The 26180-nt window shown below is 52.9% G+C and carries 24 protein-coding genes and 4 pseudogenes; 13 read left to right on the top strand and 15 right to left on the bottom strand.

The window, feature by feature from the left end; genetic code table 11:
• Positions 1-6 precede the first annotated feature (6 nt).
• From ACA067_RS15255 to ACA067_RS15280, 6 genes are all read left to right on the top strand, one after another.
• A complete protein-coding gene (locus ACA067_RS15255; protein ID WP_447764790.1) occupies positions 7-882 on the top strand; it encodes a branched-chain amino acid ABC transporter permease in 876 nt (291 codons plus the stop codon).
• Positions 883-884: 2 nt separating this feature from the next.
• Entirely contained in the window at positions 885-2879 is a 1995-nt protein-coding gene (locus ACA067_RS15260) for a branched-chain amino acid ABC transporter ATP-binding protein/permease (RefSeq protein WP_497462528.1), read from the top strand.
• 2 nt (positions 2880-2881) lie between these two features.
• Complete coding sequence (locus tag ACA067_RS15265; RefSeq protein ID WP_497462529.1) at positions 2882-3604, top strand: ABC transporter ATP-binding protein; 723 nt, start codon at positions 2882-2884, stop codon at positions 3602-3604.
• A 27-nt stretch (positions 3605-3631) separates the two neighbouring features.
• Complete coding sequence (locus ACA067_RS15270; RefSeq protein ID WP_447764783.1) at positions 3632-3934, top strand: DUF1330 domain-containing protein; 303 nt, start codon at positions 3632-3634, stop codon at positions 3932-3934.
• Between the two features lie 691 nt (positions 3935-4625).
• Complete coding sequence (locus ACA067_RS15275) at positions 4626-5933, top strand: OprD family porin (protein WP_497462530.1); 1308 nt, start codon at positions 4626-4628, stop codon at positions 5931-5933.
• Positions 5934-6178: 245 nt separating this feature from the next.
• Positions 6179-6847, top strand: a complete 669-nt coding sequence (locus ACA067_RS15280) for a nitroreductase (RefSeq protein WP_497462531.1) — start codon at positions 6179-6181, stop codon at positions 6845-6847.
• Between the two features lie 233 nt (positions 6848-7080).
• Here ACA067_RS15280 and ACA067_RS15285 read toward each other — a convergent pair whose 3' ends face one another.
• Entirely contained in the window at positions 7081-7470 is a 390-nt protein-coding gene (locus tag ACA067_RS15285) for a winged helix-turn-helix transcriptional regulator (RefSeq protein WP_497462532.1), read from the bottom strand.
• Between the two features lie 112 nt (positions 7471-7582).
• Between ACA067_RS15285 and namA the strand changes: the two genes are divergently transcribed.
• The 4 genes from namA (at position 7583) to ACA067_RS15305 (ending at position 10968) form a co-directional block, all read left to right on the top strand.
• A complete protein-coding gene (gene namA / locus ACA067_RS15290; RefSeq protein WP_497462533.1) occupies positions 7583-8623 on the top strand; it encodes an NADPH dehydrogenase NamA in 1041 nt (346 codons plus the stop codon).
• Positions 8624-8683: 60 nt separating this feature from the next.
• Positions 8684-9067: a nuclear transport factor 2 family protein gene (locus ACA067_RS15295; protein ID WP_497462534.1), complete on the top strand. Its 384-nt coding sequence runs from the start codon at positions 8684-8686 to the stop codon at positions 9065-9067.
• 205 nt (positions 9068-9272) lie between these two features.
• Positions 9273-10292 (top strand): alpha/beta hydrolase, encoded by a 1020-nt coding sequence (locus ACA067_RS15300; protein WP_497462535.1) that lies wholly within the window; start codon positions 9273-9275, stop codon positions 10290-10292.
• 292 nt (positions 10293-10584) lie between these two features.
• Positions 10585-10968, top strand: a complete 384-nt coding sequence (locus tag ACA067_RS15305; RefSeq protein WP_497462783.1) for a nuclear transport factor 2 family protein — start codon at positions 10585-10587, stop codon at positions 10966-10968.
• A 132-nt stretch (positions 10969-11100) separates the two neighbouring features.
• Here the strand turns inward: ACA067_RS15305 and ACA067_RS15310 are convergent.
• A pseudogene (locus ACA067_RS15310) lies at positions 11101-11328 on the bottom strand (zinc-binding dehydrogenase); the annotation flags it as partial.
• Between the two features lie 172 nt (positions 11329-11500).
• Here ACA067_RS15310 and ACA067_RS15315 point away from each other — a divergent pair.
• Positions 11501-11647 (top strand): annotated as a pseudogene (locus ACA067_RS15315) (histone-like nucleoid-structuring protein, MvaT/MvaU family); the annotation flags it as partial.
• Between the two features lie 190 nt (positions 11648-11837).
• Here ACA067_RS15315 and ACA067_RS15320 read toward each other — a convergent pair.
• Together ACA067_RS15320 and ACA067_RS15325 are read right to left on the bottom strand one after the other, a co-directional pair.
• The gene (locus ACA067_RS15320) at positions 11838-12383 is read right to left on the bottom strand and encodes a cysteine hydrolase family protein (protein ID WP_497462536.1); all 546 of its coding nucleotides are present in this window, start codon (positions 12381-12383) and stop codon (positions 11838-11840) included.
• A gap of 93 nt (positions 12384-12476) precedes the next feature.
• A complete protein-coding gene (locus ACA067_RS15325) occupies positions 12477-13367 on the bottom strand; it encodes an MBL fold metallo-hydrolase (RefSeq protein ID WP_497462537.1) in 891 nt (296 codons plus the stop codon).
• Between the two features lie 235 nt (positions 13368-13602).
• On the opposite strand from ACA067_RS15325, the gene ACA067_RS15330 reads away from it, so the two are divergent.
• On the top strand, positions 13603-14631 hold the full coding sequence (locus tag ACA067_RS15330; protein ID WP_497462538.1) for a GlxA family transcriptional regulator: 1029 nt from the start codon (positions 13603-13605) through the stop codon (positions 14629-14631).
• A 14-nt stretch (positions 14632-14645) separates the two neighbouring features.
• Here ACA067_RS15330 and ACA067_RS15335 read toward each other — a convergent pair whose 3' ends face one another.
• From ACA067_RS15335 to ACA067_RS15350, 4 genes and pseudogenes are all read right to left on the bottom strand, one after another.
• A complete protein-coding gene (locus ACA067_RS15335; protein ID WP_497462539.1) occupies positions 14646-15188 on the bottom strand; it encodes an MFS transporter in 543 nt (180 codons plus the stop codon).
• A pseudogene (locus ACA067_RS15340) lies at positions 15148-15416 on the bottom strand (DUF4062 domain-containing protein). The gene ACA067_RS15335 and the pseudogene ACA067_RS15340 overlap by 41 nt, the downstream one beginning before the upstream one ends.
• A 68-nt stretch (positions 15417-15484) precedes the next feature.
• Positions 15485-16177: a DUF421 domain-containing protein gene (locus tag ACA067_RS15345; protein WP_497266493.1), complete on the bottom strand. Its 693-nt coding sequence runs from the start codon at positions 16175-16177 to the stop codon at positions 15485-15487.
• A 285-nt stretch (positions 16178-16462) separates the two neighbouring features.
• Positions 16463-17595 (bottom strand): annotated as a pseudogene (locus ACA067_RS15350) (IS3 family transposase).
• A gap of 912 nt (positions 17596-18507) precedes the next feature.
• Between ACA067_RS15350 and ACA067_RS15355 the strand changes: the two are divergent.
• Positions 18508-18819 carry a hypothetical protein gene (locus tag ACA067_RS15355; protein ID WP_497462540.1) on the top strand — a complete coding sequence of 104 codons (312 nt, stop codon included), beginning with the start codon at positions 18508-18510 and terminating at the stop codon, positions 18817-18819.
• A gap of 237 nt (positions 18820-19056) precedes the next feature.
• On the opposite strand, the gene ACA067_RS15360 is transcribed toward ACA067_RS15355, so the two are convergent.
• From ACA067_RS15360 to ACA067_RS15390, 7 genes are all read right to left on the bottom strand, one after another.
• Positions 19057-20112, bottom strand: coding sequence for an AraC family transcriptional regulator (locus tag ACA067_RS15360; RefSeq protein ID WP_497462541.1), 1056 nt, complete (start codon positions 20110-20112; stop codon positions 19057-19059).
• A gap of 669 nt (positions 20113-20781) precedes the next feature.
• A complete protein-coding gene (locus tag ACA067_RS15365; protein ID WP_497462542.1) occupies positions 20782-21051 on the bottom strand; it encodes a hypothetical protein in 270 nt (89 codons plus the stop codon).
• Positions 21052-22087: 1036 nt separating this feature from the next.
• A complete protein-coding gene (locus tag ACA067_RS15370; RefSeq protein WP_497462543.1) occupies positions 22088-22609 on the bottom strand; it encodes a cupin domain-containing protein in 522 nt (173 codons plus the stop codon).
• 210 nt (positions 22610-22819) lie between these two features.
• Positions 22820-24031: a type II toxin-antitoxin system HipA family toxin gene (locus tag ACA067_RS15375; RefSeq protein WP_497462544.1), complete on the bottom strand. Its 1212-nt coding sequence runs from the start codon at positions 24029-24031 to the stop codon at positions 22820-22822.
• Complete coding sequence (locus tag ACA067_RS15380) at positions 24031-24375, bottom strand: helix-turn-helix domain-containing protein (protein WP_497462545.1); 345 nt, start codon at positions 24373-24375, stop codon at positions 24031-24033. The genes ACA067_RS15375 and ACA067_RS15380 overlap by 1 nt, the downstream gene beginning before the upstream one ends.
• 228 nt (positions 24376-24603) lie before the next feature.
• Positions 24604-25647, bottom strand: coding sequence for an alpha-xenorhabdolysin family binary toxin subunit B (locus tag ACA067_RS15385; protein WP_497462546.1), 1044 nt, complete (start codon positions 25645-25647; stop codon positions 24604-24606).
• 27 nt (positions 25648-25674) lie between these two features.
• On the bottom strand, positions 25675-26139 hold the full coding sequence (locus tag ACA067_RS15390; protein ID WP_497462547.1) for an alpha-xenorhabdolysin family binary toxin subunit A: 465 nt from the start codon (positions 26137-26139) through the stop codon (positions 25675-25677).
• Positions 26140-26180: the final 41 nt, after the last annotated feature.

The raw sequence follows: 26180 nt of genomic DNA on the forward strand, positions 1-26180 counted from the left end.
ATATCAATGGACGGGCTACTGTTACAAGTGCTGCTCAGCGGTATCTCTATGGGCATGATCTATGCGGTGATCGCCTTCGGATACCAATTAACGTTTGCGACCTCCACCACATTGAACTTCGGGCAGGGTGAGGCACTTGCGCTTGGGGCGCTTGTTGGACTGACTCTTTACCCTTACGTCGGTTACTGGGCTGCGATTCCGCTGGTGATGCTTTTCGGCGCTTTACAAGGTGTTGTTGTGGAGCGAATCGCTGTGCGTCCGGCCATGAAAATTAAGTCGGAATTTGGCTGGATCATGTCAACGATTGCCTTGGCAATCATCTTCAAGAATGTGGCTGAAAACATCTGGGGCAAGGATGATATGAAGTTTCCTTCTCCACTCCCCGAGACACCACTGCAGATCGGTAGCGCATTCGTGATGCCGATGGAGCTGATGGTAGTGGGCGGCGCCATTCTGTTGATGCTCGCCGTTGAGTTCTTCAACCGCAAAACAATTTTCGGTAAAGCAGTTGTCGCCACTAGCTCTGATCGAGATGCGGCCGGCCTAATGGGTATTAACACCGGTTCCGTCATTACTTTCTCCTACGCGCTCTCATCCATGACCGCCGCATTCGCAGGCATTTTGGTTGCTCCGCTTACCTTGACTGGAGCGAGCATGGGTGTAGCGCTGGGCTTGAAAGCTTTCGCAGTGGCGATCATTGGAGGACTGACGTCCGGTGTCGGCGTCATCGTTGGGGGCATCATTCTTGGCGTCACGGAGACCGCGACAGGCTTCTTCCTGTCAACCGGTTACAAGGACGTCCCAGGTCTGGTGTTGTTGCTCATTGTATTGATGATCAAGCCCGCCGGGATCTTCGGCCGGGCCGCGATTAAGAAGGTGTGAGTATGCGAAACGTCCAGCTCATCTCCGGCTGCCTTCTGCTTGTCCTGGCAGCGGCATTACCTCAAGCATTCCATAATCCCTACTACCTGCACCTCGTTGTAGTCATCGGGATTTATGCAGTGCTTCTCTTTGGCATGGATATCCTGGTCGGGTACACAGGCGAAGTGTCCCTTGGGCACGCTGGATTATTCGCGGTAGGCGCTTATACGGCGGGCTTGATTGCAACAAAGCTTGGCTTGCCTTTCTACGCTGCAGTACCCGCAGCCATGGCGGTCACTGCGTTATGTGGTGGGTTGTTGGCTTTCCCCGCGTTGCGTGTGACCGGGCCGTATCTCGCTATGGTGACCCTCGCGTTTTCGACCATCATCATGATCCTCATAAACGAAATGGATTTTCTTACCAACGGCCCGCAGGGATTGCAGGTGCAGAAGCCGGTCTTCTTTGACCACAGGCTTACCTCTGAGGAGTTCTACTACGTCGTACTCGCAGCGGTTGCCTTGTCGTTTATCGCTGTGACACGGATCCTGCGTTCTCCCCTAGGGCGGGCTTTCGAGGCTCTCAGAGGGAGTCCGGTGGCGGCTGACTGCATGGGCGTGAACGTGTACCGGTATAAGGTGGTGGCCTTCGTGATCAGTGCCACGTTCGCCGGGCTTGCAGGTAGCTTGTTCAGCTATTCGGAGGAGTACATCGCACCAAACGGTTTCGGATTCGAACTCAATGTTCTTTTCCTGCTGGCGTTGATTTTGGGAGGTAAGAAGAGTCGAGTGGGCGCGATACTGGGCGCGTCTGTGGTTGTGTTGCTTCCTAACTGGCTTTCCGATCTTGCCTTGTTCCACTCGTTGGTTGTAGGGCTGGTTGTGATTGTTACCCTGTCGGTCGGGTTAGGCATTGCACGTAAACGCTTTACAACACGTCAAGTTGCTCTGCCGTGCCTGGCGCTTGCCGCGTTCGTTGTGTTTGCCTTCAACATCACTGACATCACCGAACAACGGCTGACGATCTTCGGGTTGATGATGCTGGCCGTGATCTATTACCTACCGAACGGCGTCATGGGCTTTTTGAAAGCACCTTTCGTGAGGCTCAAAGCCGATCATTCTGCTACGACGAATCTGTCCAAACCCCGAGCTGTTGCATTGTGGGAAAAAGATAAATCTGGTCAACGAAGCGGTGAACCTTTGTTCATGGCCAAAGACATCGTCATGCAGTTTGGAGGTTTGAAGGCACTCAATAAAGTGACCATCTCAATTGCGGGTGGCACTATTCATGGACTGATTGGCCCCAACGGCTCTGGCAAGAGCACCATGATGAACGTCATCACCGGCATCTACGTTCCCGTTGCTGGTGAGGCTGTTTTCGACGGTCATTCCATAGTTGGGCGGTCACCCTCGAAGATCGCTTTGGGCGGCATAGCACGAACGTTTCAGAACGTTCAGCTTTTCGGCGAAATGACTGTTCTCGAAAACGTGTTGGTGGCGTTCAACCATACATTCCATAAAGGCTTGCCGGCGATCCTGTTGAACCTTCCGGGCTACCGCGCAGAACAGCAGGCAGCCAAGGATAAAGCACTCAATATACTCGACTTCATGGGGCTCAAATCTCTGCGTGATGAGGAAGCGCGCAATCTCCCTTATGGCAAGCAAAGACTGCTTGAGATCGGTCGCGCGCTCGCACTCAAACCCAGAATGCTTTTGCTCGATGAGCCGGCTGCGGGACTGACTGCACCCGATATCGCAGAGCTCGTACAGATCCTTAAGAAGATCCGAGATCACGGCGTAACAGTCGTGCTGATCGAGCACCATATGGACATGGTCATGAGCATTTGTGACACGGTCACCGTGCTCGATTTCGGGCAGAAGATTGCCGAGGGCAAGCCTGCTCAAGTTCAGTCCGATCCCCGTGTTATCGAAGCCTATCTCGGAGGTTCAGTGGTTGATCCGGAACCGGAGCCGTCAGCCGAGCCTGGTGAACCCCATGTCCTTATTACAAAGGGAGCCTGACCATGCTTACGGTAAAAAATTTGCACGCTGGATACGGGAAAGTCCAGGTTCTGCATGGCATCAGTCTTGAGGTGCCGAAAGGCCAGGTTGTCAGCCTGATAGGAAGTAACGGCGCAGGTAAAACGACAACCATGCGGGCATTGTCAGGAATGATCTGTCCCCAGCAGGGTTCGATCATGCTTGGGGACAAAAACATCGCGGGGCTGCCGTCGCACAAGATAGCGAGATGCGGACTGGCGCACTCACCGGAAGGGCGTCGGGTATTCCCGACTCTTTCGGTCATCGACAACATTACCCTGGGTGCTTTTCCTCGGTTCATGCGAAGCCGACCCAGAGGTGATATCGCCCAGGATCTGGAACGCGCTCTTGAGTTGTTCCCACGACTTCAAGAGCGCCGACATCAGCTTGCGGGCACGTTATCAGGGGGCGAGCAGCAAATGTTGGCCATGGCGCGGGCGGTGATGCTTGCTCCTGAAGTGATTCTTCTCGATGAGCCATCTATGGGCTTGGCGCCCATTCTTGTTGATGAGGTGTTTCGAATCATTGAGAGACTGAAGACGACAGGTGTGACGATGCTCCTGGTTGAGCAGTTCGCCGCTGCGGCGCTCGAAGTAAGCGACTACGCCTACGTTCTTGAAAATGGCCGAATCTCGGTTCATGGCCTTGCCAGCGAATTGCGTAATGATCCCGCTGTAAGAGCTGCTTATCTGGGATCTACCCATTAATTCCATAACAAAAAAAGAGGTGCTGGTATGCAACGCAAAGGTTTTATCTACGCGGAATTGGTTGTGACCGATCCAGAGTATTTCTACAACGAGTACATGACGAGGGTTGGCCCGGTCTTGGAAAAGTGGGGGGCGACATTCGCCATAGCCGGTGGTGAGCCTCAAGTGCTTGAAGGCGACCGCAAAGTGGAAAGGGTTGTGCTGGTCGAATTCGAAAGTCCTGAAAAGGCTCGCGACTTCTACCACTCCCAAGACTACCAGGATGTGATTGGATACCGCACTCAGTCAGCGAAAAGTCACCTCTACCTTCTGGAGGGATCCGGGTCGTAAAGGGGGAGGGCGAGAATCCCACTGGTATGGGCACCACAAGTCTTGAGTGCTCAAGGTCTCTGTGTGGAGAGCGTCGGAGGATCCTCGCGGTTGCCGCAAAGATATGAAAAGGCGTGCAGCAATGGCCCGAGCCTTTGCTGCCGATATGCCACATAACAGGCAGTTTTTGCTGCCTGTTACGTTCTACCTGTCGGGAATGGTTTTGAGCGGTTGGAAGTTCTTCACCAGTTTGCAAGATTCAATGAATGGTTGCAACGCTAGAACATATCAACCAGGGGTTTGATCGACTGGCGAGCGGTAGTTCCTATAAATACCCGGTTGTTTTCGATTGATTGTACTCTGCGAAAACTGGGGGCATCTTCGTAACGCTTGTGTGCATAAGCTTTTCATGCCGGAAAATGAAAAGCAATGATTAGCTAATCTATTCGGAATTTTTCGATCATGGCATTTTTGGTGCGTGGGGTTTCTTGTGCTTAGAGTTGAGTGCGACACGCTGTATTAGTTCGAGTCGTCTTTCACAATTGCGCGGCTCAAGATCCCTGTGCGCGGGTGGATTAATAGATCAAACCGTATAATTGCAATGGGAAGTGAATTGGTAGCTTTATACTGCGCCCTCTAACCTCCGGCATTGCAGTGACTTTACATTCTGTCTTGATTCTGAAACTTAAAACAAAAAATGGGAGCACTTTGGATGAGCAGGAAAGAAATTGCAGTAACTGTGGCATTTGGGTGTATTGCCCTAAGTCACCATGCTAATGCCGACTTCCTGAGTGATAGCAAGGCTACCTTGGGAATGCGAAATTTTTACTTCAGTAACGATAACCGCGATGGCACAGCGGCCCCCTCTAAAACTGAAGAGTGGGCCCAAGGTTTCATGCTCGATTTCAAGTCGGGTTATACCGATGGCACTGTAGGGGTTGGTATCGATGCCCTCGGCCTGATGGGCATCACTTTGGATAGCGGTACAGGACGGCACGTTGGCAGTTCGATGATTCCTTCTGACAGTGACAACAACGCTGTCGACGAGTGGAGCCGGCTCGGCCTCACCGGGAAAGTTAAAATGTCAAAGACCGAGCTTCGCTACGGCACCCTGATTCCGAAGCTTCCAATCCTGGTCGCCAATGATGGGCGCGTGCTGCCACAAACCTTCGAAGGCGGTCAGATTACTTCAGGCGAGTTCAAAGATCTGACTTTGATTGGCGGCCGGATCGAGCATGCGACGGGCCGTGGTTCGACTGATCGAACGGGGCTTTCTGTGGCCGGCGGCACGCGTGAAAGCAACAAGTTCGACTTTGCTGGAGCCGATTGGAAGGTCACCAAGGATCTGACTGCTCAGTACTACTATGCCAATCTCGACGACTACTACACACAGCATTTTTTCGGACTGATTCACACGCTTATGATTTCGGATAATCAGTCACTAAAAACTGACTTGCGATACTTCAAAACCGACTCGTCAGGTGAGAATAGTTCCGGCACATCTGGCTACAGAATAAGTGGATACACCAAGAACGGCGATGGCGAGATCGATAACCGCACTTGGAGTGCTGCGCTGATTTACACCGTGGGTGGGCACGCTGTTACGGCGGGTTATCAAAGCGTTTCAGATGGCAGCAATTTTACTCAACTCAATCAGGGTAGCCTTCTAGATAAGGGGGCCGGTGGTTCGAGCCTCTACCTGTATACCGATCGCTTGATCCAAAGCTTCACTCGCGCAGGCGAAAATACAGCTTTCGGCCAGTACGCTTACGACTTCGCTGCGCTGGGCATTCCTGGTCTAAAAGCGTCGGTCATGTACTTCTCTGGCCACAATATCAAGACAGCGTCCGGTAGTGATCAGAAGGAATGGGAAAGAGACTTTACTCTGGACTACGTCGTTCAATCCGGGGTGCTAAAAAACGTGGGTTTCGGCTGGCGTAACGGTAAATCCAATAGTGAAGCGGCTCGGAACCAAGACCAAAATCGAGTATTCGTGAGCTACAGCATTCCGCTGCTTTAACGACCCGACACGAACGAACTACGCGCATTTCGAGGTTTTCAGCCTGGTGGTTTTTCCTCAACGCTGACGCTTCAGTCAGCGTTTTTTTATTTCTCGACGTGATCAATTGTCACTTTTTCCGTTCCATTGTCGCTGTAACAGCGCTGATTCCAGATGTCCTACGCCTGTCTTGAGGTGATTTGGGACGCGGTGGAGCGTCATTCGATACCAGAGTTGGAGGGCTTATGTGCCAGTCGAGAGTGAGTGTGATCGAGGCCATTGAAACTCGCCGTTCAGTGCGAGCATTTTTGCCCGATCCGATTGAACGTAGGGTGCTGGAAGCAATTTTTTCCCATGCTTCGAGGGCTCCCTCGGGTAGCAATATTCAACCATGGGTAGCTCACGTCCTCACGGGAGATAGCAAAATCTCTTTGTCGCGAAAAATAGACACGGTTTTGGATGATCCTGAACAGAATGATCTGCATTACGAAGAGTTTGCTTACTATCCCAAGACTTGGAAGTCGCCGTTCATTGATCGTCGACGGGCCTTGGGGTGGGGACTGTATTCATTATTGGGTATTCCCCGCGAAGACAAGCTCGCGATGAAGGCACAGCATGCGCGCAACTTTAAGTTTTTTGACGCGCCGGTGGGCATTGTATTTACCACCGATCGATCCATGGAGCAGGGCTCTTGGCTCGACTTTGGCATGTTTCTACAAAATGTGATGCTGATGGCCCGAACGTTCGGTCTAGACACCTGCCCGCAAGCCGCATTCAACAAATACCATCGACTGATCTTCGAGCATCTGAATCTGCCGAGCGATCAAAAGATGGTGTGCGCCATGAGCTTGGGATATGCAGATAACACCAAAGTGGAGAACACGCTCGCAAGCAAGCGGGTGCCGGTGGAAGGCTTCGTCCGGTTTCACTCCTGAAGTTTGTCAAACTCTTGGAGAGGCATATTCGTCCGGCCAAGTCATCTACCCAGCCCTGCAAAGTCAAGACATGGTGGGCACATAAATTTAAGTGGGCACCCGTTCTAGCCGTTTAAGTGGGTGTTTCATGCAGCCACAACGCCGTTCCTGCTCAAAATCCTTCAAGGCCTAGGTCATTCAAGAGTTTGCCTAGCCCGGCGCATCGATTGCCAGCGTCGCGCTGCGGTACAGACTCAGGCTAGAGATTCGAACTTGTCGTCATCGACCGCAAAGCGCCTGAGTTCCAAGATCGTGTGCTCATGCACAGCTCCCCACTCTCGCATGGCACGCACCAAGGGCGCGAGAGAGTTACCTAATTCTGTGAGCGAATACTCCACCTTGGGCGGCACCTCGCGATAGATTTCGCGATGAATAATCCCATCAGTCTCCAGCTCTCTCAGCTGGAGTGTCAGCATCCTCTGAGTGATATCTGGTATTAGGCGTCGCAGCTCGTTGAAGCGCTTCGTTCCGGACATCAGGTGGAACAATATAAGCGATTTCCATTTCCCACCGATGACATCGACGGTGAACGCGACGGGACAAGCGAACGCCTCAATTTCACCCTGAGGAATACATTTTTTCACTGTTATCTCCATGGTATACAAAGTGTGCCTACAGCACAAAATTGTGCGTACTTACCCATATGTGCTGTGTACGTTAGCATGATTCCATATCAACCACTATGGAATCCGCCAGATGAGCTTGTTGCTATCCCCCCATGAAATTAAAGGCCTCAAACTGAAAAACCGGGTCGTCATGTCCCCTATGTGCATGCACATGGCCGCTGATGATGGTTTTGTCACTGACTGGCACCGCGTTCATTATGGAGCTCGCGCTCTGGGTCAGGCGGCGCTAATTTTTCCCGAAACGCTGGCTATCCAGGCTGACGGTCGTATCGGAGCCGGTGACCTTGGTATCTGGAGCGATGAACACGTTGTCGGCTTGAAAGCGCTAACCGAACTGCTTCACGGCTTTGGTGCAAAAGCCGGCGCTCAGATCGGCCATGCGGGGCGCAATGCTGACCTGCCCGATCTCATTCACATCGCGCCATCGGCGATTCCGTTCACGGAAACAAGCCCTGTTCCTCGCGAACTCGCGGCTGATGAAATTCCGGGTCTGGTTAAGCTTTACGGCGATGCCGCACGGCGTGCCAGCGACGCTGGATTCGATGTGCTTGAGATCCATGCCGCGCACGGCTACTTATTGAGTGAGTTTCTCTCGCCGCTGGCTAACACCCGCGACGACGAATATGGCGGAGATGCCAAGCGTCGCTATCGCTTCCTGCGCGAGGTGCTGGAAGAAGTAAAAAATCATTGGGGGGATCGTCCTCTGTTCGTACGGATATCCAGCTCCGATTACGCCGAAGGCGGAAACACGCCTGAGTCGTTCCTCGAATATGGTCGCTGGATGAAAGAGCAGGGTGTTGACCTGATCGACTGCAGCTCCGGCGGGATCAAGATGGTCAAGGTGGAGACCTACCCGGGTTACCAGGTACCGGCCGCTGAATTACTGCGTAAGGAGTTGCATATTGCTACAGGCGCTGTGGGTGTGATTCAGAGTGGGCGTCAGGCCGAAGAAATCTTGCAAAACGGCCGTGCTGATCTGGTGTTCGTGGGTCGGCAAATGCTGCGTGATCCATTCTGGGTTCGCACCGCTGCAGATGACTTGAGGGAAGTCATAGAGATTCCTGCAGCCTACACACGTTATGGATCTGTCTGGCTTGATACCAAAGCCTGAAGCTTTTCTGCATTAATCAAATCAGTAATCAATGCAATCCAACGAAGCAGGAGTAAAACCATGAGCAAACCTACTTACGTACAAGAGTACCAAGCCATCACCGAGGTGCTGAACAAGTACATTGAGGGCTGCAAGCAGGCCAAAAGCAGCATCATGAGGCCAGCTTTCAGTGAGCAAGCAACGATGTTTAGCGTCGATGGCGAAGGTAAGCTGGCAGGCGGCGCGATTCCAATTCTGTTCGAAGGTATTGACAAGGGTTTCCGCCCATCTCCTGACGCTCCGGCCGCTATAGTCCGCATCGAGGTTGTCGGTACGGCGGCTAGCGCTCGCATCGACGCCAACGACATGTCAGGCATCTCTTTCACCGACTTTTTCCATCTCTTGAAAGTGGATGGCAGATGGACGGTGGTCAGTAAGATCTTCCACACACACGTCGCCCCTTGAGGCTTTATCCTCCTTGAGCGCGCGGCGACGAGGCTGCACTGCATGCCTGCTATGTTTTCTTTTGCAGCCGGGCGTCGGCGGAAATGTACGTCCGGCATACAGCCTTGAAGACGTTGCCTTCGACCGCCGGATCAAAGCCGCAACAGATAATAAAGTTGCTCGCTATTTGATGATGCAGACATTCAGGCTATACATAGGAAAGATCATGAAGATCCTCAATTCCGCTTTCGCTCCTTCCGTCGTGACGCTGTCGCTTGGTAATGCACTTGCAGCCGACCAGCCTGGCGTTGAACACCATGTAGCAGAATTTTTGAAATCCCTTGAAGGCGTCAAGACGCTGGATTCCATGACGCCGGTCGAGGCCCGCGCCGCGCTGGTGGCTGCCCAGGCTGCCCCCCAAGTGGCCTTGCCGACAGCAGACGTCAGCGAGAAGACGATCCGCGTCAATGGCCGCGACCTGAAGCTAACCGTCGTGCGCCCGGTCGGCAGCGATCAGAAAACCCTACCCGCGTTCATGTACTTCCACGGCGGCGGCTGGGTGTTGGGCGACTTCCAGACCCACGAGCGGCTGGTGCGTGACCTGGTGGTAGGCTCGGGAGCGGTGGCGGTTTTCGTTAACTACACCCTCTCGCCTGAGGCGGGATACGGCGTCGCCATCGAGCAAGCCTATGTTGCGACAAAATGGGTGGCCGAACATGGCAAGGAGATGAACGTAGACGGCAAACGCCTTGCCGTAGCTGGCAACAGCGCAGGCGGGAACATTGCAGCCGTGGTTGCTTTGATGGCGAACGAAAAGGGCGCACCAGCACTACGTTCGCAAGTGTTGCTGTGTCCGGTGACGGATGCAAATTTTGACACGCCGTCCTACAAGGAGTTTGCCAACGGCTACTTCCTGACGAAGGACTTGATGGTGTGGTTCTGGGACAATTACACACTCGACGCCGAAGCACGCAAGCAGATTTACGCGTCGCCGCTGCAGGCGACAACCGAGCAGTTAAAAGGCTTGCCGCCGACGCTGATCCAAACTGCCGAATTCGATGTCCTGCGCGATGAAGCTGAAGCTTACGGCCGCAAGCTCGACGCTGCGGGTGTACCTGTGAAGTCCGTACGCTATAACGGCATGATTCACGATTTTGGGCTGTCGAACGCATTCAGCCATCTGCCGGAGTTCCGCACTGCGATCGAGCAGGCATCTCAAGAACTCAAGACCAGCCTGAGCAAGTAGTTTCAAAAACAAAGAGTCCGCAGGTCACGGTGAAACTGTGGAATTCTTTATTGAAAACATATCGTTAATTTTATTGCGAAGCTACAGTAGCACCAACGTTTTTCGGAACACCTGCTGTGCTTTTTGCAATTGAGCATAAATCAATAATCGCAATCGTTATTAAATTAAGAGTGAATAAATGAAAATTACTTCTATCAAGAGTTTGTTTTTTGTGGCCCTAATTTCCAGCTTGGGCGCGATTGCTCAAGCAGATAACCTACCGCGCGACCAACAAGTTATCAATAGTAAAACCATGAGCAACCCTACGTACGTACAAGAATACCAAGCTATCACCGAGGTACTGAACAAGTACATTGAGGGCTGCAAGCAGGCAAAGAGCAGCATCATGAAGCCCGCTTTCAACCAAAATGCGACGATGTACAGCGTCGGCGCCGATGGCAAGCTGGCCGGCGGCGCGATTCCAATCCTGTTCGATGGGATCGACAAGGATTTCCGTCCATCTCCTGACGCACAGGCCGCTATAGTCCGCATCGAAATCGTCGGTACCGCGGCTAGCGCTCGCATCGACGCTAACGACATGTCAGGCATCTCTTTCACTGACTTCTTCCATCTGCTGAAAGTCGAAGGTAAGTGGACTGTGGTTAGCAAGATTTTCCAAACGCATGTAGCACCTTAATGACTTGAGCCGTCCGGCGGCTTTGTGCTCGACTATCCAGGGCTTCTGCGCTGGAACCCTTCGATCACAGCCATCGACTTTAGTTAGTGGAATCGGTACTCAACCGCCGGATGACCCAGTCCTTTCTTGACCTTACGAAATTTTGATCACTACTTTACCAAAGGCGCCTCTGGCCAAGTGCTCATACGCTTGGCGTGCTTGATCAAATGGATACACGTGGTCGATTAACGGGCGAATCTTGTGCTCATTCAAGAATTCGTTCATGCGATCAAATGAGGAGCGAGGAGCAACGGCGATGCCACGAATCGTTGTTTGCCGGAAGATCAAAGGCATCAGGTTCAGCGCAGAGGTTTGGCCGGATCCATGCATCGTCGAAATATCGACAATTCGGTCGGGCTTGAAAGAGAGAAGGGTAGGCTGTAGTGGGAGCCAGCTTGCTTCCTTGTTTGAGTATCCATTCCTTGGCCAAGCACTCGAGTGGTTCCCGTCACAGCCCGAAAGCGTAACTGGATGAATAAGCAGATCGTCGCGCGGTAGTCGCAAGCCTCGTCAGTTGAAGGTTTATAAAAATCCTCACACCGGCGAAGTCGTCGAAACCAAAGGCGGCAACCACAAGACCTTGAAAGAATGGAAAGCTGAGCACGGCTCCGCGACCGTCGAGTCCTGGCTGACCAAGTGATTTTGTTTGAGTACAAAGGGCCCTTGACGGGCCTTTTTCATTTGAACAGTTTTGGGCTCCTTCCCGACTACCTAGTTTCCAGCGACAGCCCACTTCCCTGTGCATCCAGCCCGTTTCTTCCTTGAACTGATGGGTTCCGATTAGAAGCAGCAAGGCGCACAGGGCCCCCAAAAGCCTTACAGTCACTCATTTATGCCAACAGGTAATCGTCTACAGATTTAACGCTGGCGTAGCCGAACTCAAATGCTGCCATTATCGCCGCATGCGCTTGAGCGGCAGGCACGTTCAAGCCGCGAAATGTGAGATCCAGAGTGGCGCAGGCGTCATGCAGCACTGTAACCGGATACCCCATGTCCACTGCTGCACGTACCACAGCGTCGATGCACATGTGGCTCATCGCTCCTATGACCACGATTTCTTGGACATCAGCGGCATCCAGCTGCTGCTTGAGGTCAGTTTCCCTGAAGGCGTTGATGTGCTTTTTGACGATCACGGGTTCGCGACCTTCAGGAGCTACAGCTGGTTGAATTTCCGCGCCGGTAGATCCCTTAATGAAAATTGTAGCTCCCTCATTATCGGACTCATGCCGTATGTGAAAAACTGGAATACCTGTATCGCGCGCGTGGCTGATCACCCGGATAGCATTCGCGACAGCCCCTTCGATGCCGGTCAAAGGCAATTTGCCAGTGGGCAGGTATTCGTTTTGCAGATCAACTACTACAAGACCTCGTTTCATTAACGATCTCCAGTCAATTTATCAACGTGACGTTGTCGTGAGGGCCGAGCTGTTTGCGGGACAGTAAGCCAGCGTCACCTACGGCCCGATTAATCAGAACTCCAGTGAAGCGCCGTCTTCGGGAATATCTACGCGACTCTCAATACCTTGCTTCTTGACGTAGGTGCGCAGCTCTTCACGGGTCAGGGACATGTGATTGATTGCGTCCATGTGCACGGCGACGATTTTCGCGTTTTTCGCAGCCTTCGAGGCGTGGAGAACATCTTCCTCGCCCATGATGATCGAACCCTCATACCCGGTCATTTTTGCTTTCCCGGCATTGAGTACGATGACTTCGGGGTGATATTTCTCGATGGCCTGGTCGACCTCTTTACGCCAGATAGTGTCACCGGCGAGGTAGAGGGTCTTGTAGCCTGGCGCTTGAAAAACGACGCCCATGGCTTCGCCCAGAGGTTTAGCCAAAGCTGGTACGGCATACATTTCGTCAGTGCCATGCTGACCACCGGTCTTGGTGATTTTGACGCCCCCGAATTCAGCTTCATCAGTCAGTACGCGCACATTCTTGAAGCCTTGGGAGCGAATCAGCTGCGCGTCTTCTTCATGCTGCGTGAACAATGGGATGTCTTTAGGCAGCGCTTTTTGTGCGGCATCGTCCCAGTGGTCAAGATGCGTATGCGTGACAATGACTGCGTCGACACCAGAGATAACTTCAGCGCGCGACTCGGTCAGATCAACCAGAGGATTGCGCAGGTTACTCCGGTAGGTATTTTCAAACCCTGGGTAGGCTCCCTTTTTGGCCAGCATAGGGTCGATCAGGAAGGTCGTGCCGCCGTAGGTGATTTTCACCGTTGCGTTACGAACTTGCTGCAAGTCCACTTTATGGGATGCGTCCGGCGCGTTGGTGACGTTTGAGCCCGCAAATGCAGGTGTGGCGGCAGCAGCGCAAACAATGCTGAGGGCAAGCGGAAGCGTTCTGAAGTTCATGTGATTAATCCTGTAGATACATCGAGAACACCATTCTTGCCGAATGCTTTGAAGCCTAACAGTGGCCTGAATGACATATTTCGATATAATCGGGCCAAGCGATATGCGGGGTCTGGATTTATGCGATGAGGGGGGCGACGTTCCCTTCCGTCCTTGAAATACATCACTGTGAACGATCGCTCACAATTCCTGTGTGCGTTCGATAGCAATTACACGGCAAATCCGAGGCGGCCTGATGCAATCCATACGTGTTGCTGTTCTAGCTTTCAACGGCGTGAGCCTGTTCCATCTCTCCGTGCCGGGAGTAGTGCTGGGGACGGCTCAATCTGCACCTGATGAACCTCAATACGAGGTCAGTTACTGCGCAGAGACGCCGGGAATGGTGAGTAGCGACCAAGGCATCGGCTTAGAGGTCAGTCATGGTCTGGAACTGATGGAGTCCTCTGACGTAATTGTCATTCCGGCGTGGGGCAATCAGTCAGTCGCTGCATCTGCACAACTCGTGAAAGCCTTACAGCTCGCTAACGCGCAAGAAAAGCTCATTGTCGGGTTATGTTTGGGAGCGTTCGTGCTCGGAGATGCCGGGCTGCTTGATGGCAAAGAAGCAACCACTCACTGGGCAGTCCGAGAGGAATTTGCGCGACGTTTCCCTGAAGTTCGTTTCAGGCCCGAAGTGCTCTACGTCAGTGATGGCAACATCATGACCTCTGCGGGAACCGTGGCGGCAATCGACTGTTGCCTGCATTTGATCCGCCAGCGGCTCGGCGCCGACGTGGCGAATCGCACCGCGAAAATGCTGGTGACGCCGCCGCATAGGCAAGGAGGCCAAGCTCAATACGTAGAACATCCTGTGCCGCAGCTATCCAGCGAGACTCATTTGTCTGATGTACTGGCGTGGGCCCGAATGAACCTAGCCAGTGATCTATCGCTCGACGTCCTGGCAGACATGGCGAAAATGAGTAGGCGCACGTTTACTCGTCGCTTTAGGGAGGCCACTGGCAGTACCGTCTCTAAATGGTTGAATGCTGAGCGAGTCGCCAGAGCACAACAGCTGCTCGAAACGACCGACCTACCTATCGAGTGTGTCGCCGGTGAGGCGGGTTTCGGAACGCCTTTGTCGTTGAGACAACAGTTCGGCGTTCACCTCGGCACATCGCCTTCTGAGTATCGGCGAATGTTTTTCCGTGAAATGAGGCCAGGCCCGAAGGCGGGCGGCAGTGAGCACATTGCCGAGCCATCCACCCCTTCCCAGCTAAAGTTTTAATTATGCCTCTTAGCTCAGGCAGCAAGATTCCTAACGACAGCGAGCAGCGCCTGAAGCGGATGTAACCAGCGCGCGACTTCAGGTTGCCTGAACCATATCAGCCAGGCAGCCAGCCATAAGAATCGAACAGCGACAGTTATGACGAAGGCAACACGCCATTCGTAACTGTTGACGACAATGCTCGGGCCCAACGCAGCAATCCCCGGGCCTATCAGGCTACCGGCATGGAACAGTGAGGTCGCCATTCCGCGCTCGCCGGCAGGCACCCATTCGCGCAGAGCGCGTCCCCCGGCGGGGTACGAAGTCGACCCTCCGACACCCATCAGCAAACGAGTGATCAGCATGGAGAAGAAACCCCCTGATGCTGCAGAGAGGAGGGGGGCGACAGACCAGACGCCGATGCCCCAGGCGTTGACCAGCGGAGTATCGTATCGATCCTCCAGCATTCCCATGGGTATGAGTGCGAAGAGGTAAAGCCATAAAAAGGAGGACAGCAGAAGGCCCAGCACGAAGGGGCTAATGTCGAATTCTTGAGTGTGGTGAGAGGCAATCGCCAAGGCTAACCGACAGACCCGGCTCAGGCTCGTAGCCGTAGTTAGCGCCCAAGATGAGGACAAAGACGTCGCACTGATCAACCTCTGTCAGGCAGGCATGCACGGAAGAATAGGTGCGGGCTCCAAATGCTCGCTCATGATCGGCTTCATATCCAGAGCTTCTACGGCGTCCTTGGCAGCCGCTCTGAATTGCTCAAATCCCCTTACCACCGAGCTTATGAATACCTTCATCTGTTCCCCTCAAAATGCTGGCGCCTGTGGATTTGACTGATGCCTGGTGGGATTGTTTCCAGCAACCATCACCTACAGCGTTGGGTGCTCAGCGCCTTTGACCAGATGTCATGATCGCACCGCGAGCAGCGTGCTTCGTGTTCTTCAAGAATAGATTGTGCAAAGCCACAACTCACGCAGCAATAAAGTCCCGAAGCGGGCACTTTTATAAACTCCGCACGATGTTCTAAAGGTAGGACTGACAAGCCAGGGCGCAGGTCTTCTTGATCGTAAAAATAAAGACTGATGTCGCCATCTGTTTCCATAAGCGCCAATCTTACTTGGCCTAAGTGCTCAACGCCCCGTTGTCGAAGCTCCATCAATATTTCGCTCGATGAAATATTCAGCTTCTCTAAGGATTTAAGTTCATATAAGCCATTGCGAATGACGGTTACAGGTAGACCATCAATCCATGCTTCAAATTTCTTGCTTTTGGTCATGACCCAAACCGTCATGCGATAGAGCAGCAACAGCGTGAGGAAAACGACTGCAACGGGCAACAGTGGTACATCATGGTAGAAGGACACGTCTCCGGCAGCGGAGCCCAACGTCAAAATCACGACCAACTCAAAAAGTGAGAGCTGTCTTATCCCGCGTCGGCCACTTGATTTTAAGAACAAGAAAACGGCAAGAAAGGCAAAAGCTGCCCGAAACCCTACCTCTAGCAAAAATGTTAGTGGAAACTCATCTATCAACATCCGTTGAATATCAAAGGGAGACATTATCACCTCTTTTTTGGTTTTTTAGATAATCATTGAATTGTGTGAGTCCTGCCCATCTAAAGCGTTACATCCTCTGAGTAGCTCCACGGGGGCGATGAAAACGGGCTAGTCGTGGAATTTGAATCTCCAATACATGAACCTTAGCCTCGATTCGCCAAAGAATGGTGAGCCAGTTTGCACCATCCGTTACTCACCGGAAGGCTTACTCGCGCAAGCGCGGAATCTGCCCTGTTGGTGCTTGTCGGTTCCCTGGCACGGATTTTACAATCCGGTAGGTTGTAGTGGTCAACTAATCCCGGACACGACGTTAAGTTTTTCTTCGGCCCGAGCTGGCGCCAGCCCACTGTTGAATTGATGGGGTCGAATCCAGTTGTACCGATGCATCAAGAATTGGCTGATATCGCGCTGGGCTTCTTGAGCCGTTCTGTAACCCGTGGTCGGTATCCATTCCGTTTTCAAGCTGCGGAACACGCGCTCCATTGGCGCGTTGTCCCATAAACACCTCGATCAAAGGTGTTGCGACGACCGGTTGAATCCGCCCTGCGACCCTTGATCCGAGTGAAACAGCAGTCCCTGAGGTCTTCCTCGTTGCTCGTAAGCCATATCCAGCGCCTTGATAACCAGATCGGCGTCCGGCTTTTCCGACAACGCCCAGCCCACCACCCGGCGCGCGCAAAGATCCAGCACGACCGCCAGGTAATGCCATTTCCCCTGGGCCCAAATGTAGGTGATGTCGCCGCACCAGACTTGGTTGGGTATCGGGACATCGAACTCCCGATTCAAGGTGTTCGGGATATCCAACCGTTCAACCGTCGCTCGTTTATAGGCATGAGAACCTGGCTGTTTGCTGACGAGGTCAAGCTCACGCATCAAGCTGCGCACTTTGAACCGACCGAGTTGCTCACCATCGTCACGCATCAACGACAGAAGACTACGGCTGCCGGCAGCACTGCGACTTTGTGAAAACAACTCGCTCACCCGGCTGCGCAACCGAAGCCGTTCGACATCAGGCGTTCGGCGCTTGAGGCGGTGGGCGTAGTAACTTGAGCGGTTGATTTCAAACACTTTACACAGCCAATCAACCGGCTCATGGACGCTCAACTGATTGATCAGCGCGTACGCTCGTGATCTTCCGACATCAAGAGCGCGGTAGCCTTTTTTAATATCGATTTCTCCCGCTCAAGGCGGGCGATCCGGGCTTCCAGCTCCTGGATTTTCTGCTGTTCCAGGGTCAGCGCTTTGCTCTGCGGGGTGACGCCTTGGCGTTCTTGCTGAACCTGTTCGACCCAGCGGCGTAGTGCCGACTCGCCGACACCGAGTGAACGGCTGGCTTCGATGTAGCTGTAGTTTTGCTTGAGTACGAGGTCGGCAGCCTCGCGCTTGAATTCAGCAGAAAAGGAACGGCGTTGTTTGGTCATCTGACACCTCGATCTGGCGAGCATTCTCGCCTAAATAGGTGTCCGGTTTCATTAGACCACTACACGTGAAGCTCTTACTGTTCAGCGGAAGCTATGCTCGACGCGCATGAGGGCTTTTAGACTGATGCTTGCGGAATTGGACGTCACCACCCGCAACGATCAGACAAGGTTGCCTGGTTGGCCGCCCGAATTATGGAACGTACAAAGTCACCCGTATAGCCGTGAGCTTTTCCGAAAGAAAAGTGGCCACGGCGGAGTCATAGGGCAGACGAGGATTAGAAAGAGCGCACATATGCGCTGAAGGTGCTGACAACGGATAAATTAGAAAAGGTGTTCCGCCAAAGCGATAGCGTGCACATGTGCCGTCGAGGGCCATTGGCGCAAGCTCGAGCTATTCATCGGATCCGCAGGAGCGTTTCTTGCTGTAGTTGTCCGTAGCAGCTAATAGTTAGTAGTTAGAGTTGGCTCCACGGTGAACTCGAAGAGGAAGTGAAGATGGCCTGGAGATTCGGTGTTGTTCCTGCATTACCCACGGATACGGAGTCCATGCGCAACGGAACGCGCTCTTACTGTAAAACCGCGACCGTAGGTTTTAACCTCTACGACAATGAGAAAAAGCTGCGGCTGCAGACCACCTATCCGACCCGAGCGGAGGCCGAGTATGAGTGCCAGCGGCACAACATGGAACGGCTTCAAATCGTCCATTCAGAACGGGATGCGCAGCTTTGTCGATTGGCGCCCAATCGTATAAATTCTGCGAGCCGGCGAAATTCTGTTTGAAACTTCGAGCCCGTCGGTGGGAGTTGTCGATCTCTGGCGTGTTCACTGAAGCAAACTACAATTTTGATTTCATCAGCGGGCAAATGAAATAGCTCTTTTTGCCTCTAATTTTCTGTCACTGGAGTAAATAAATTGCTAATTCCCCCAGATAAATACGCACTTCGTGCGATGCTGGAAGCTCAAGTTAAAGAAAAGCTGCAGAGCGATCCTGATGCGGTAACGACGTATGCCGCCAAACCCGAACCTGAACGCAAGCGATACACCAGTAAGCCCACGGTTCAAGACAAAGCGTTCATCAAAGAACTCGAAAAGATGCGCGCTGATGCTGAAGCCGGGGTGGTTCATAGACACCTCCACGAGCTGACGAACGTTGTTGAAGCGGGGATTGGGCTCGATGATTATCCTGGCTTAAAAGAAGCAGGTACACCCTCTAATCAATGGTGAGTTCTGTCGCTTTTAGCTCGAGATGTAGGGACACGGTCTGAGGTTTCTTTTCAGGTATGTGCGCTGACGAAATGGTCATCCCCTTCGTCGAAGCCTTTACCCGACGCCTACGTGCATGTGGACGAAAACCCGACTTGAATACTGCAAAGACTGGCCTGGGATTTTCCGGCCGGATGATTCGCCTGAGGTAAACCAAGATGAGCACCTAGGTGCTCACCCATCGGCATAACACCTCCCTTAATGGGCTAGAAGAATCTTGTTTTCCTTGGCCTCGAGCGATTGTTGACAGGCTCGATACTGACCGGGCGTCATGCCGAACCAGCGCAGGCAAGCCTTGTGAAAACTGCTGTGGTCGTGGAAACCGAGCAGGTAAGTCACGTGCTGCATATTGAAATGGGAATGGCGCAGATAGAAGTCGGCCAGTTGCTGACGCATATGGTTCAGGATATTGGTGAACTGCGTGCCTGCCTTCTCCAGTGCCCGTTGCAATGTTCGCTTGCTGATGCTCAGCGCGGCCGCAATCGATTCCATATTACATTGGCCCTGTCTTTGCGCCTGGCTCAGGCGTTCGGTGATCAGCGCACGAATCCTGCACACCATGGTGGAGTCATTCAGCAGGTCAAGCTGACCGTTGGCATAGCTTTCATGGAGCATGGCCAACGCGTCGTTGGCCATGCTCGACGGACGCAGTAGCTCCTCGCCGTCGAACAGGATGCTGTCATAGGCTGCCCCGAAACACAGCTCGCAGCCAAACAGCTGTTGATGCTCACGGATGTCTTTCGGTTCGGGATAGCTGAACTCCACGCTCAGCGGTCTCAACGATTTTCTACCACTCAGCCAGCGGTAAACACCTAGCAGGGCTGCGAGGCTGGCATCAGTGTACTGGCGGGGTTTGATCGAGCCGCGTTGATGGTGATCGATCGTGGCCAGGCGGTAATGCTGTTGTTCCTGGACAACAAACATGGTGAAACCTGTGCCGATCAACGGGCTGAAATGAGCCAGTCGTTCGAATGCATTTTTGAGGTTCGAACTGGACATCATGGTATAGCCGACGATCTGAAACATGCCTGGATGGTAGTACTCGGCCGATTTCAAACCGATGTTTGGATCGCCGGAAGCCTGAGTAGCCAGATCCAACAGGCGGTAGATAGTGCTTCGTTCGCAGAATGATCCCGGGATAGCGGCGAGATTCCTATCAAGCCCGGATTCCAAGCACAGTCGGTCGACATCCAATCCTTGCGCCGACAGCATTTTCACCAGCACGCAGGCATAACCTGCACTCATTTTATACATGACGATTCATCTCCCTGTTGAATCAGACATCCATGGCCACTCAAGGCGCCAACGAGGAGTTGATGGCTGAGGTTCATAGCTCAGTGCACCGGCAGCTTCGCTCATTTGCAAGAGCACAGGACGGGGTCTCATGCTCTTCCATCATCAATCGTAGCTGAAAATGCGCTGCTGGCAGGCCGTCAAGCACTCATCGAATGTCAAAAACGCACTTGTGGGTGATCGTCCTGACCATGATGACCAATCTATGTGAATTGTTTGTGTAACGACGAAGTGGGCAAGCGATGCTGCTTAGCAAATCACGCCATGATAGGGATATGAATTACGTATGGGGCAGGGGGCCAAACACGCTTGAGCAGTCCATTACCAAGCGCCACTGCGAGACGCCGACGAAATCGACAACGATTTAACCGTCGAGCAACATGCGGAACGGGCTCAAAGAGCAGATGCTTCAGGCGCACCGATCGATGGGGTCGAACTTTATGGATGGGATAGCCAGGCTGATGGAGGGACGGCATGTGAAATACAGTGCCTTAGTCCGAGATTATTTCTTGTGAGCGGTCAACTTGAATCAGGCCGATCCTCACCTGAATGCATGATCTCAGGCCATCGAAGTTTTGGACACGTGTGCCCACCAGGGTGGCCGCCCGGATCATACGAAATTAGATGAGTTTAATGACATCCCGATCTGTTCTGCTGGGCCTCTACCTCTGCGCTTAGCATTTGAGTCCGGTTATGTTCGTGCTTTTGGACAAGGGCGAGATACTCGTCGACGTCTTCCTGTGTCCGATGCTCCTGCCCCAAAAGCGACTCACTCAAAAAGTTGAATCGCATAGATTCTTCGAGCGTCAGGCCAGCAAATACTTCGTTGCCCTGATGGTCTTCACTGAGGGCTCGTATTTTCCTGAGGTATGCGCGCTGCATGTCCGTGAGCACTAGCATTTGGATCTCCTGTCAATTGCCACTGCGGAGCTGTGCCGCAATGCGCAGAGTTGATCACCCAATTTTTTCAGGGCTGCTTGTATGGGGCCAGCGGTGCTTGAAAGTTCCTCGGCGAACGGCTGTATCTGTCTGCCACCGTTGGGCCGTCGCACACGTAGCCAACTATTGAAACCATGCTGAGCGCAGAGACGCACTGCGAGACTCCAGACGCCCCTGATCGGCATACGAATGAGATGGGGGAAGGAGTACAACGCACAGGCAAATCTAGAGTCCCGCGCCCTGACGCTAGTAGCTGCGCCGACCGAGCGCAGACGATACAGAGGAGTGGGCGGAGGTCATATTCAGCACGAAAAGTTTCAAATTGGCGGAGTCGTAAGGGTGTACGACTTCAGGAAGCTCAGTACAATGGCATCTTATTTAACATAATATACATTACACGTAATAAGAGAATGCAACCGTAGGTGGTGGAGTTCTCCTTTTTATGGGAAGCGTATCGCACGCGAAGAAAAACCCCGGAGGTCTGCCTATCGCTGGGGTTTTTCGTTTGGCTAGATGGCATCTGAACTGAATTGCCTAGCATTTATCCCGTTAGAGTTTTCACAAATATCCGGCTCTTCGGCTGTGGTTGTTTCAATAGCTCATCTCGTTGTATCACTTGCTCTGGAGTCAGGCTTTTTATTTGCTCTGGAGTCAGGGATTTCAGTTGCTCTAGAGACAAGGCGAGAAATTGCTCTGGAGTTAGCATTGGCATAGCGTTTTTCTCCTTGGTATCGAGGACATGCACTGCTGTGACACGCCTCAGTCTCTAGCCATTAGCCACGCTTGATAACTGTAAAATATGACAGTTTTTTAGACCGTTTTACTGTCATCCTAATTCGCAAAAAACATATAGAGTCGCCTCGCATAATAGACGCTATGGCTAAATCATCGCCTGCCTCGCGATTTTCCGGGACTTCGGATTCTGCACTTGGTGCAGCGAGCACCAGATCAGCCGGATTCCCCACAGATTTTGAGGAGCTGATTTAAACCCAATCCCTCATCCTTGCGTCAGTTTCTCAAACAACGCTGTGTGTTCGGGAAACTGCTCGCCAAGCTTCTGCCGATTGCCCATCTGCGCATCCGCATAATCGAACCCTGGTGAAACCGCTTCACTGATCAATCCGTATCCCGCCGGCCCATCCAGCAGCTGCGAAGCTTTCCAGGTTCCGCCAGGCACGTGCAGCTGCAAACATTGTCCGGCGATAATGTCGCTGCCCATCACCACGGTTTTAAATGTGCCGTCCGGATAAATCAGGCTGTACTGAATCGCGTCGCCCAGATGGTAGTAATGCACGATGTCGGACCGGTTCAGATGAAAGTATCCGATCGGCGAATCGTCGCTCAGCAGATAATAAATGGAGCTCATCAAATAACGTTGACCGCCAGCAGTCTCGAGTGTCGAATGATCGGTCTGGAAGGTTCTGCGGTAGAATCCACCTTCCATATGGGGCTGCAGGTTGAGTGCGGCGACCACGTCTTGAGCGTTGGGAATTGGGTTGTCGCGTCTGTTTTGCGCCATGGGACAAGCCACCTCTCAGTGATCAGATATATAATCAACAATTATAATTAAACTAAACATCTATTTAGTTGAGTTATAAATCAACCTGTTAATTCCCCTGTTTCAGATTATCAATCTCCCCTACCCACCCGGACACCCGTTTCACATTTTGAGGTAGAGACTTAGAGACTGGTGCACACCCCGGGACTGATCCTGCCCCAGGTACGCTTGCTAGCGCATACGCGCAGTACTGACCGCGCCGCGCGCCATCTGCAATTCTTCGCCCTGCAACCACTGAGCGTAATAGTCTTTCAGCTCTTCCTCCCAACCAACCACTTCATCCAGCAAGTGCTCGGCGTGTTCGCGGGTCAGCGCAAAGTGCGTGTGATGACTGAGCAAATTGGCACGGCTGATTTGATTGCCGTCCCGGCCCACTGCCATGGCCAGGGCCTGAGCAGGACCTTCATCGACAATCGGCAGCACGTCGTACATCGGCGAGAGGCGCCACTGCCCTGCGAGCCAAATGATCGAGTGGTTTCGCGGGTGGTCGTCGCTGTTGCCCGCCAAGGCGTTGTAGCACATGCGTTTGAACAGCTCTTGCAGATCCACGTCCGGGACACCGCGCCGGCGCATTTCATCGGCGACTGCCGCATAGCGCCAATCACGGTGGTATTGCTCGTTCCATTCCGCATCCAGCAAGGTCAGTGCGCTGAGCATCGGGATGCGCCTCGCGCCTTCGGCCAATGGTGTGCGGTCGAAGCGTTCGATCAATAACGTGGAGGGCGTTTCGGCATGTAAGGCGGTATTTGCGACGTTCATACCCTTGGACGCGGCGAAGGTCATGCAGGCATATTCGATTGCAGGGAAATCATACTGGTCAAACCGGTCTCGGGGCTTGGCCAGAATCAGCATTCCGTGGTCCTGCAACGTTCGCTTTGGTCGCGCACCGCCTAGCGAAGAGCGTTGCTGGCGGATGTTCAGCATTGCGATGGATTGTTCATCCAGTTGTCCGTCATAGACCGCTTCGCAGGCTTCTATGAATTTTGCCAGGCCTTTCAAGGTTGGCACCGGACTGTCTCCCAGACCGGGTACGGGAACAGTCGAAGTCCCGGCCATGAGATTGCCGACGCGGTCGTTGTTTGGAGACTTGAGCAAAAATTCGATGGGCGCCAGCACTTGACCAAAGGCACGCTGGAGCAAGCGCTCTCCCCATCCGTCCGGCATGGCGTCGTTGATGAAGCCCGGTATCCCTCGGTTCTTGGTAATGCCGGTATAGGCTTGCGCACGTAACGGATAGTTGATGGGGTCGGGCACCCAGTTGCCACTCTTTACATAGTCGGGCGCATAAATGAATTCGCCAAACTTCCCCTGTAGGGTCAGCCTGCCCAGGGTCAGCATCTCTCCGGTGTCCGGGTGCTCCATGTAGATATAGGCACGGGACATCAGAAGTCCTCCGCTTTGGATTTGCGCAATCGCACACGTTTGGAGGCAATACTCTGGTGTGCGTCCTCATCAGTGACATACCGGGTTATCTGTGATGTGGTTTCGATCCCGTCCAATGAGGCGAAAATCGACTCGTTGATGCCAAGGCGCCACAGGACCAGCATGAAAGAACGGAGGTCGACGGATTCCGACCCATTCTCGATTTTGCGCAGTGTGTGCTCGGAAATGCCGAGTGTCGATTTGATATCCGCTTGACGCAAGCCCGATGCCAGGCGCCTTGCTTTGACCAAGAGCCCGATTTTACTGAGGGTGTCGGCACAGGCGACGGGGAAAAAGTCTTTCATAATACGCACCAGAATGAGCGTTATCCTTCATAAGGTTAACGATAGCACGTATTATGTTGGCGAATGAGATGTTAATAGCGAGCACAGTGAGTATTATTGTGTATAAAGCTCACCTTGGTGAGCTTTATTTTAAGTCTTGCCTGCGCTTCTCACTCGCCTGGCGCGAAATGCACAATGTTGCCTGTCGACACCAAGGTGTGCAGGCAGGCAACATCCAGCGGCGAAGGCCTAGTTGATCATGATGCTGTTATAGTCTGCCGCCAATCGCTGCAGAGACTCGTTGTAGCGTGCCAGAAATCTGCGCAGTCCCGCCTGGCTGTACCCTACGCTCTTGAGCGTTTCGAGGTTCACTGAAAACCCTGTCCAGATATCCGCCACCGCCATGATCTCTTCACCTGCAATCCTGCGTCGCAGGCCAATTTCTACAACGGTAGTGATATCGGACAAGACATCTTCGGCACTCAGCAACTCTATATTGAGTCCTTCGATCAACCGGCTGATCGACTGAATCTCCAGGTCCAGATTGTTTCGCGAGGTCGCCAGTTCCGTGTATTTGATGCCGTCAGACACCAAGCCCAAGACCTTTCTGACCAACTCGATACCCTGTTTCACGGCCTCTTTTTTCGGGTTTTCCAGGTCCATACCGTCCAGTGCCTTGCCCTCCGGTATGTAGTTTTTATACATGTCCGCCAGATTGAACTCGCGAATCACATCCTGCGCTTTTACCAGAACGTCCCGCTGCTCGATGCAGGCCGCTTTATTCAGGTTGTGGTCATTCAGCTGAGCCAGGACCCTGGCTTTGCGGGCACGTGCCACTTTGAGCGGTTCATCCGCTCGCTCACCGATTTCGATCTTGTACAGGCCATTCACTTCGTTGGTCAGAAGCCGGGAACGTGCAACAAATTTTGCGCTAACGCCCTCAAGCATTGCCTCTATATTGCCTTTGACATTCAGCAGTTCGTCGCTCACTAGCGCTCGATCTTCCGGCGTCAGATCCTGTCTGTCCAAAGCGCCGTTCAACTCGTCCAGGACCTCAAACCATTGCTGTCCGGATACGTTGTTCAGTGCTGTCAGCAACACAGGAAAGGATTCACGCATGTGGGTATCGATGTTATTCAAATACGCGGCCACCTGGTGTGCTCTCTCCTGCAGCACGTCCGGGCGCTCATTTCTGAAGTTCGCCAGCCTGGAGACATCACGGATCGTTTGAACGATGTTTTTTACCTCAATAGCGGGAATAACCGGGGTGTCAATCGGCGTCACTATGCTCATGGCAATATCCTTTTGTCCGTTGGGCGATCAGTTGAAGGTTTTTTTGTATTCTTCAAGTGCTTCATTGAAAATGGCCACCAGCTCGCCCGCGGTATTTTTCACGTCGCGCCATGGATCGATCACCTGTGCGAACTCGGCAACGAATGACGTCAGGCGCAATGCGTTGTTGATGCGTTCAAACTGTTCGGCAGACGAATCGACCTTGCTCAGGATGGTTTGCCACATCGTGTTCAAGATATTGAGTGCGGCTTCGGCGCCGGCCATGCGAATGCCGATATCGCCAAAATTCGACATCGAGCTTTCTATGGCGCTCTGCAGGTTTTGTTTGCCGCTGACGGATACCTCCAGCGCATCGACTTCGGCTTTCAGCGCATTGCGCTCTTTGCGGGCGGCCTCGGCTTTCGGCCCGAAGATCGAGCCTGAAATAGGCCAGAAGATTGGCAGGCCTCCGGAAAACGACATGCCGACGTAATAGTCGTAGTCCTTGTCCAACTATATTTGGCCGTATGAATAAGCCATTGATTATCAAAGAT

The organism is Pseudomonas sp. LBUM1674 (assembly GCF_059695635.1).

Coding starts and splice junctions, on each gene's coding strand:
- ACA067_RS15255 (WP_447764790.1), top strand. CDS start 7: ATGGACGGGCTACTGTTACAAGTGCTGCTCAGCGGTATCTCTATGGGC.
- ACA067_RS15260 (WP_497462528.1), top strand. CDS start 885: ATGCGAAACGTCCAGCTCATCTCCGGCTGCCTTCTGCTTGTCCTGGCA.
- ACA067_RS15265 (WP_497462529.1), top strand. CDS start 2,882: ATGCTTACGGTAAAAAATTTGCACGCTGGATACGGGAAAGTCCAGGTT.
- ACA067_RS15270 (WP_447764783.1), top strand. CDS start 3,632: ATGCAACGCAAAGGTTTTATCTACGCGGAATTGGTTGTGACCGATCCA.
- ACA067_RS15275 (WP_497462530.1), top strand. CDS start 4,626: ATGAGCAGGAAAGAAATTGCAGTAACTGTGGCATTTGGGTGTATTGCC.
- namA (WP_497462533.1), top strand. CDS start 7,583: ATGAGCTTGTTGCTATCCCCCCATGAAATTAAAGGCCTCAAACTGAAA.
- ACA067_RS15295 (WP_497462534.1), top strand. CDS start 8,684: ATGAGCAAACCTACTTACGTACAAGAGTACCAAGCCATCACCGAGGTG.
- ACA067_RS15300 (WP_497462535.1), top strand. CDS start 9,273: ATGAAGATCCTCAATTCCGCTTTCGCTCCTTCCGTCGTGACGCTGTCG.
- ACA067_RS15305 (WP_497462783.1), top strand. CDS start 10,585: ATGAGCAACCCTACGTACGTACAAGAATACCAAGCTATCACCGAGGTA.
- ACA067_RS15320 (WP_497462536.1), bottom strand. CDS start 12,383: ATGAAACGAGGTCTTGTAGTAGTTGATCTGCAAAACGAATACCTGCCC.
- ACA067_RS15325 (WP_497462537.1), bottom strand. CDS start 13,367: ATGAACTTCAGAACGCTTCCGCTTGCCCTCAGCATTGTTTGCGCTGCT.
- ACA067_RS15330 (WP_497462538.1), top strand. CDS start 13,603: ATGCAATCCATACGTGTTGCTGTTCTAGCTTTCAACGGCGTGAGCCTG.
- ACA067_RS15345 (WP_497266493.1), bottom strand. CDS start 16,177: ATGTCTCCCTTTGATATTCAACGGATGTTGATAGATGAGTTTCCACTA.
- ACA067_RS15360 (WP_497462541.1), bottom strand. CDS start 20,112: ATGTATAAAATGAGTGCAGGTTATGCCTGCGTGCTGGTGAAAATGCTG.
- ACA067_RS15365 (WP_497462542.1), bottom strand. CDS start 21,051: ATGCTAGTGCTCACGGACATGCAGCGCGCATACCTCAGGAAAATACGA.
- ACA067_RS15370 (WP_497462543.1), bottom strand. CDS start 22,609: ATGGCGCAAAACAGACGCGACAACCCAATTCCCAACGCTCAAGACGTG.
- ACA067_RS15375 (WP_497462544.1), bottom strand. CDS start 24,031: ATGTCCCGTGCCTATATCTACATGGAGCACCCGGACACCGGAGAGATG.
- ACA067_RS15380 (WP_497462545.1), bottom strand. CDS start 24,375: ATGAAAGACTTTTTCCCCGTCGCCTGTGCCGACACCCTCAGTAAAATC.
- ACA067_RS15385 (WP_497462546.1), bottom strand. CDS start 25,647: ATGAGCATAGTGACGCCGATTGACACCCCGGTTATTCCCGCTATTGAG.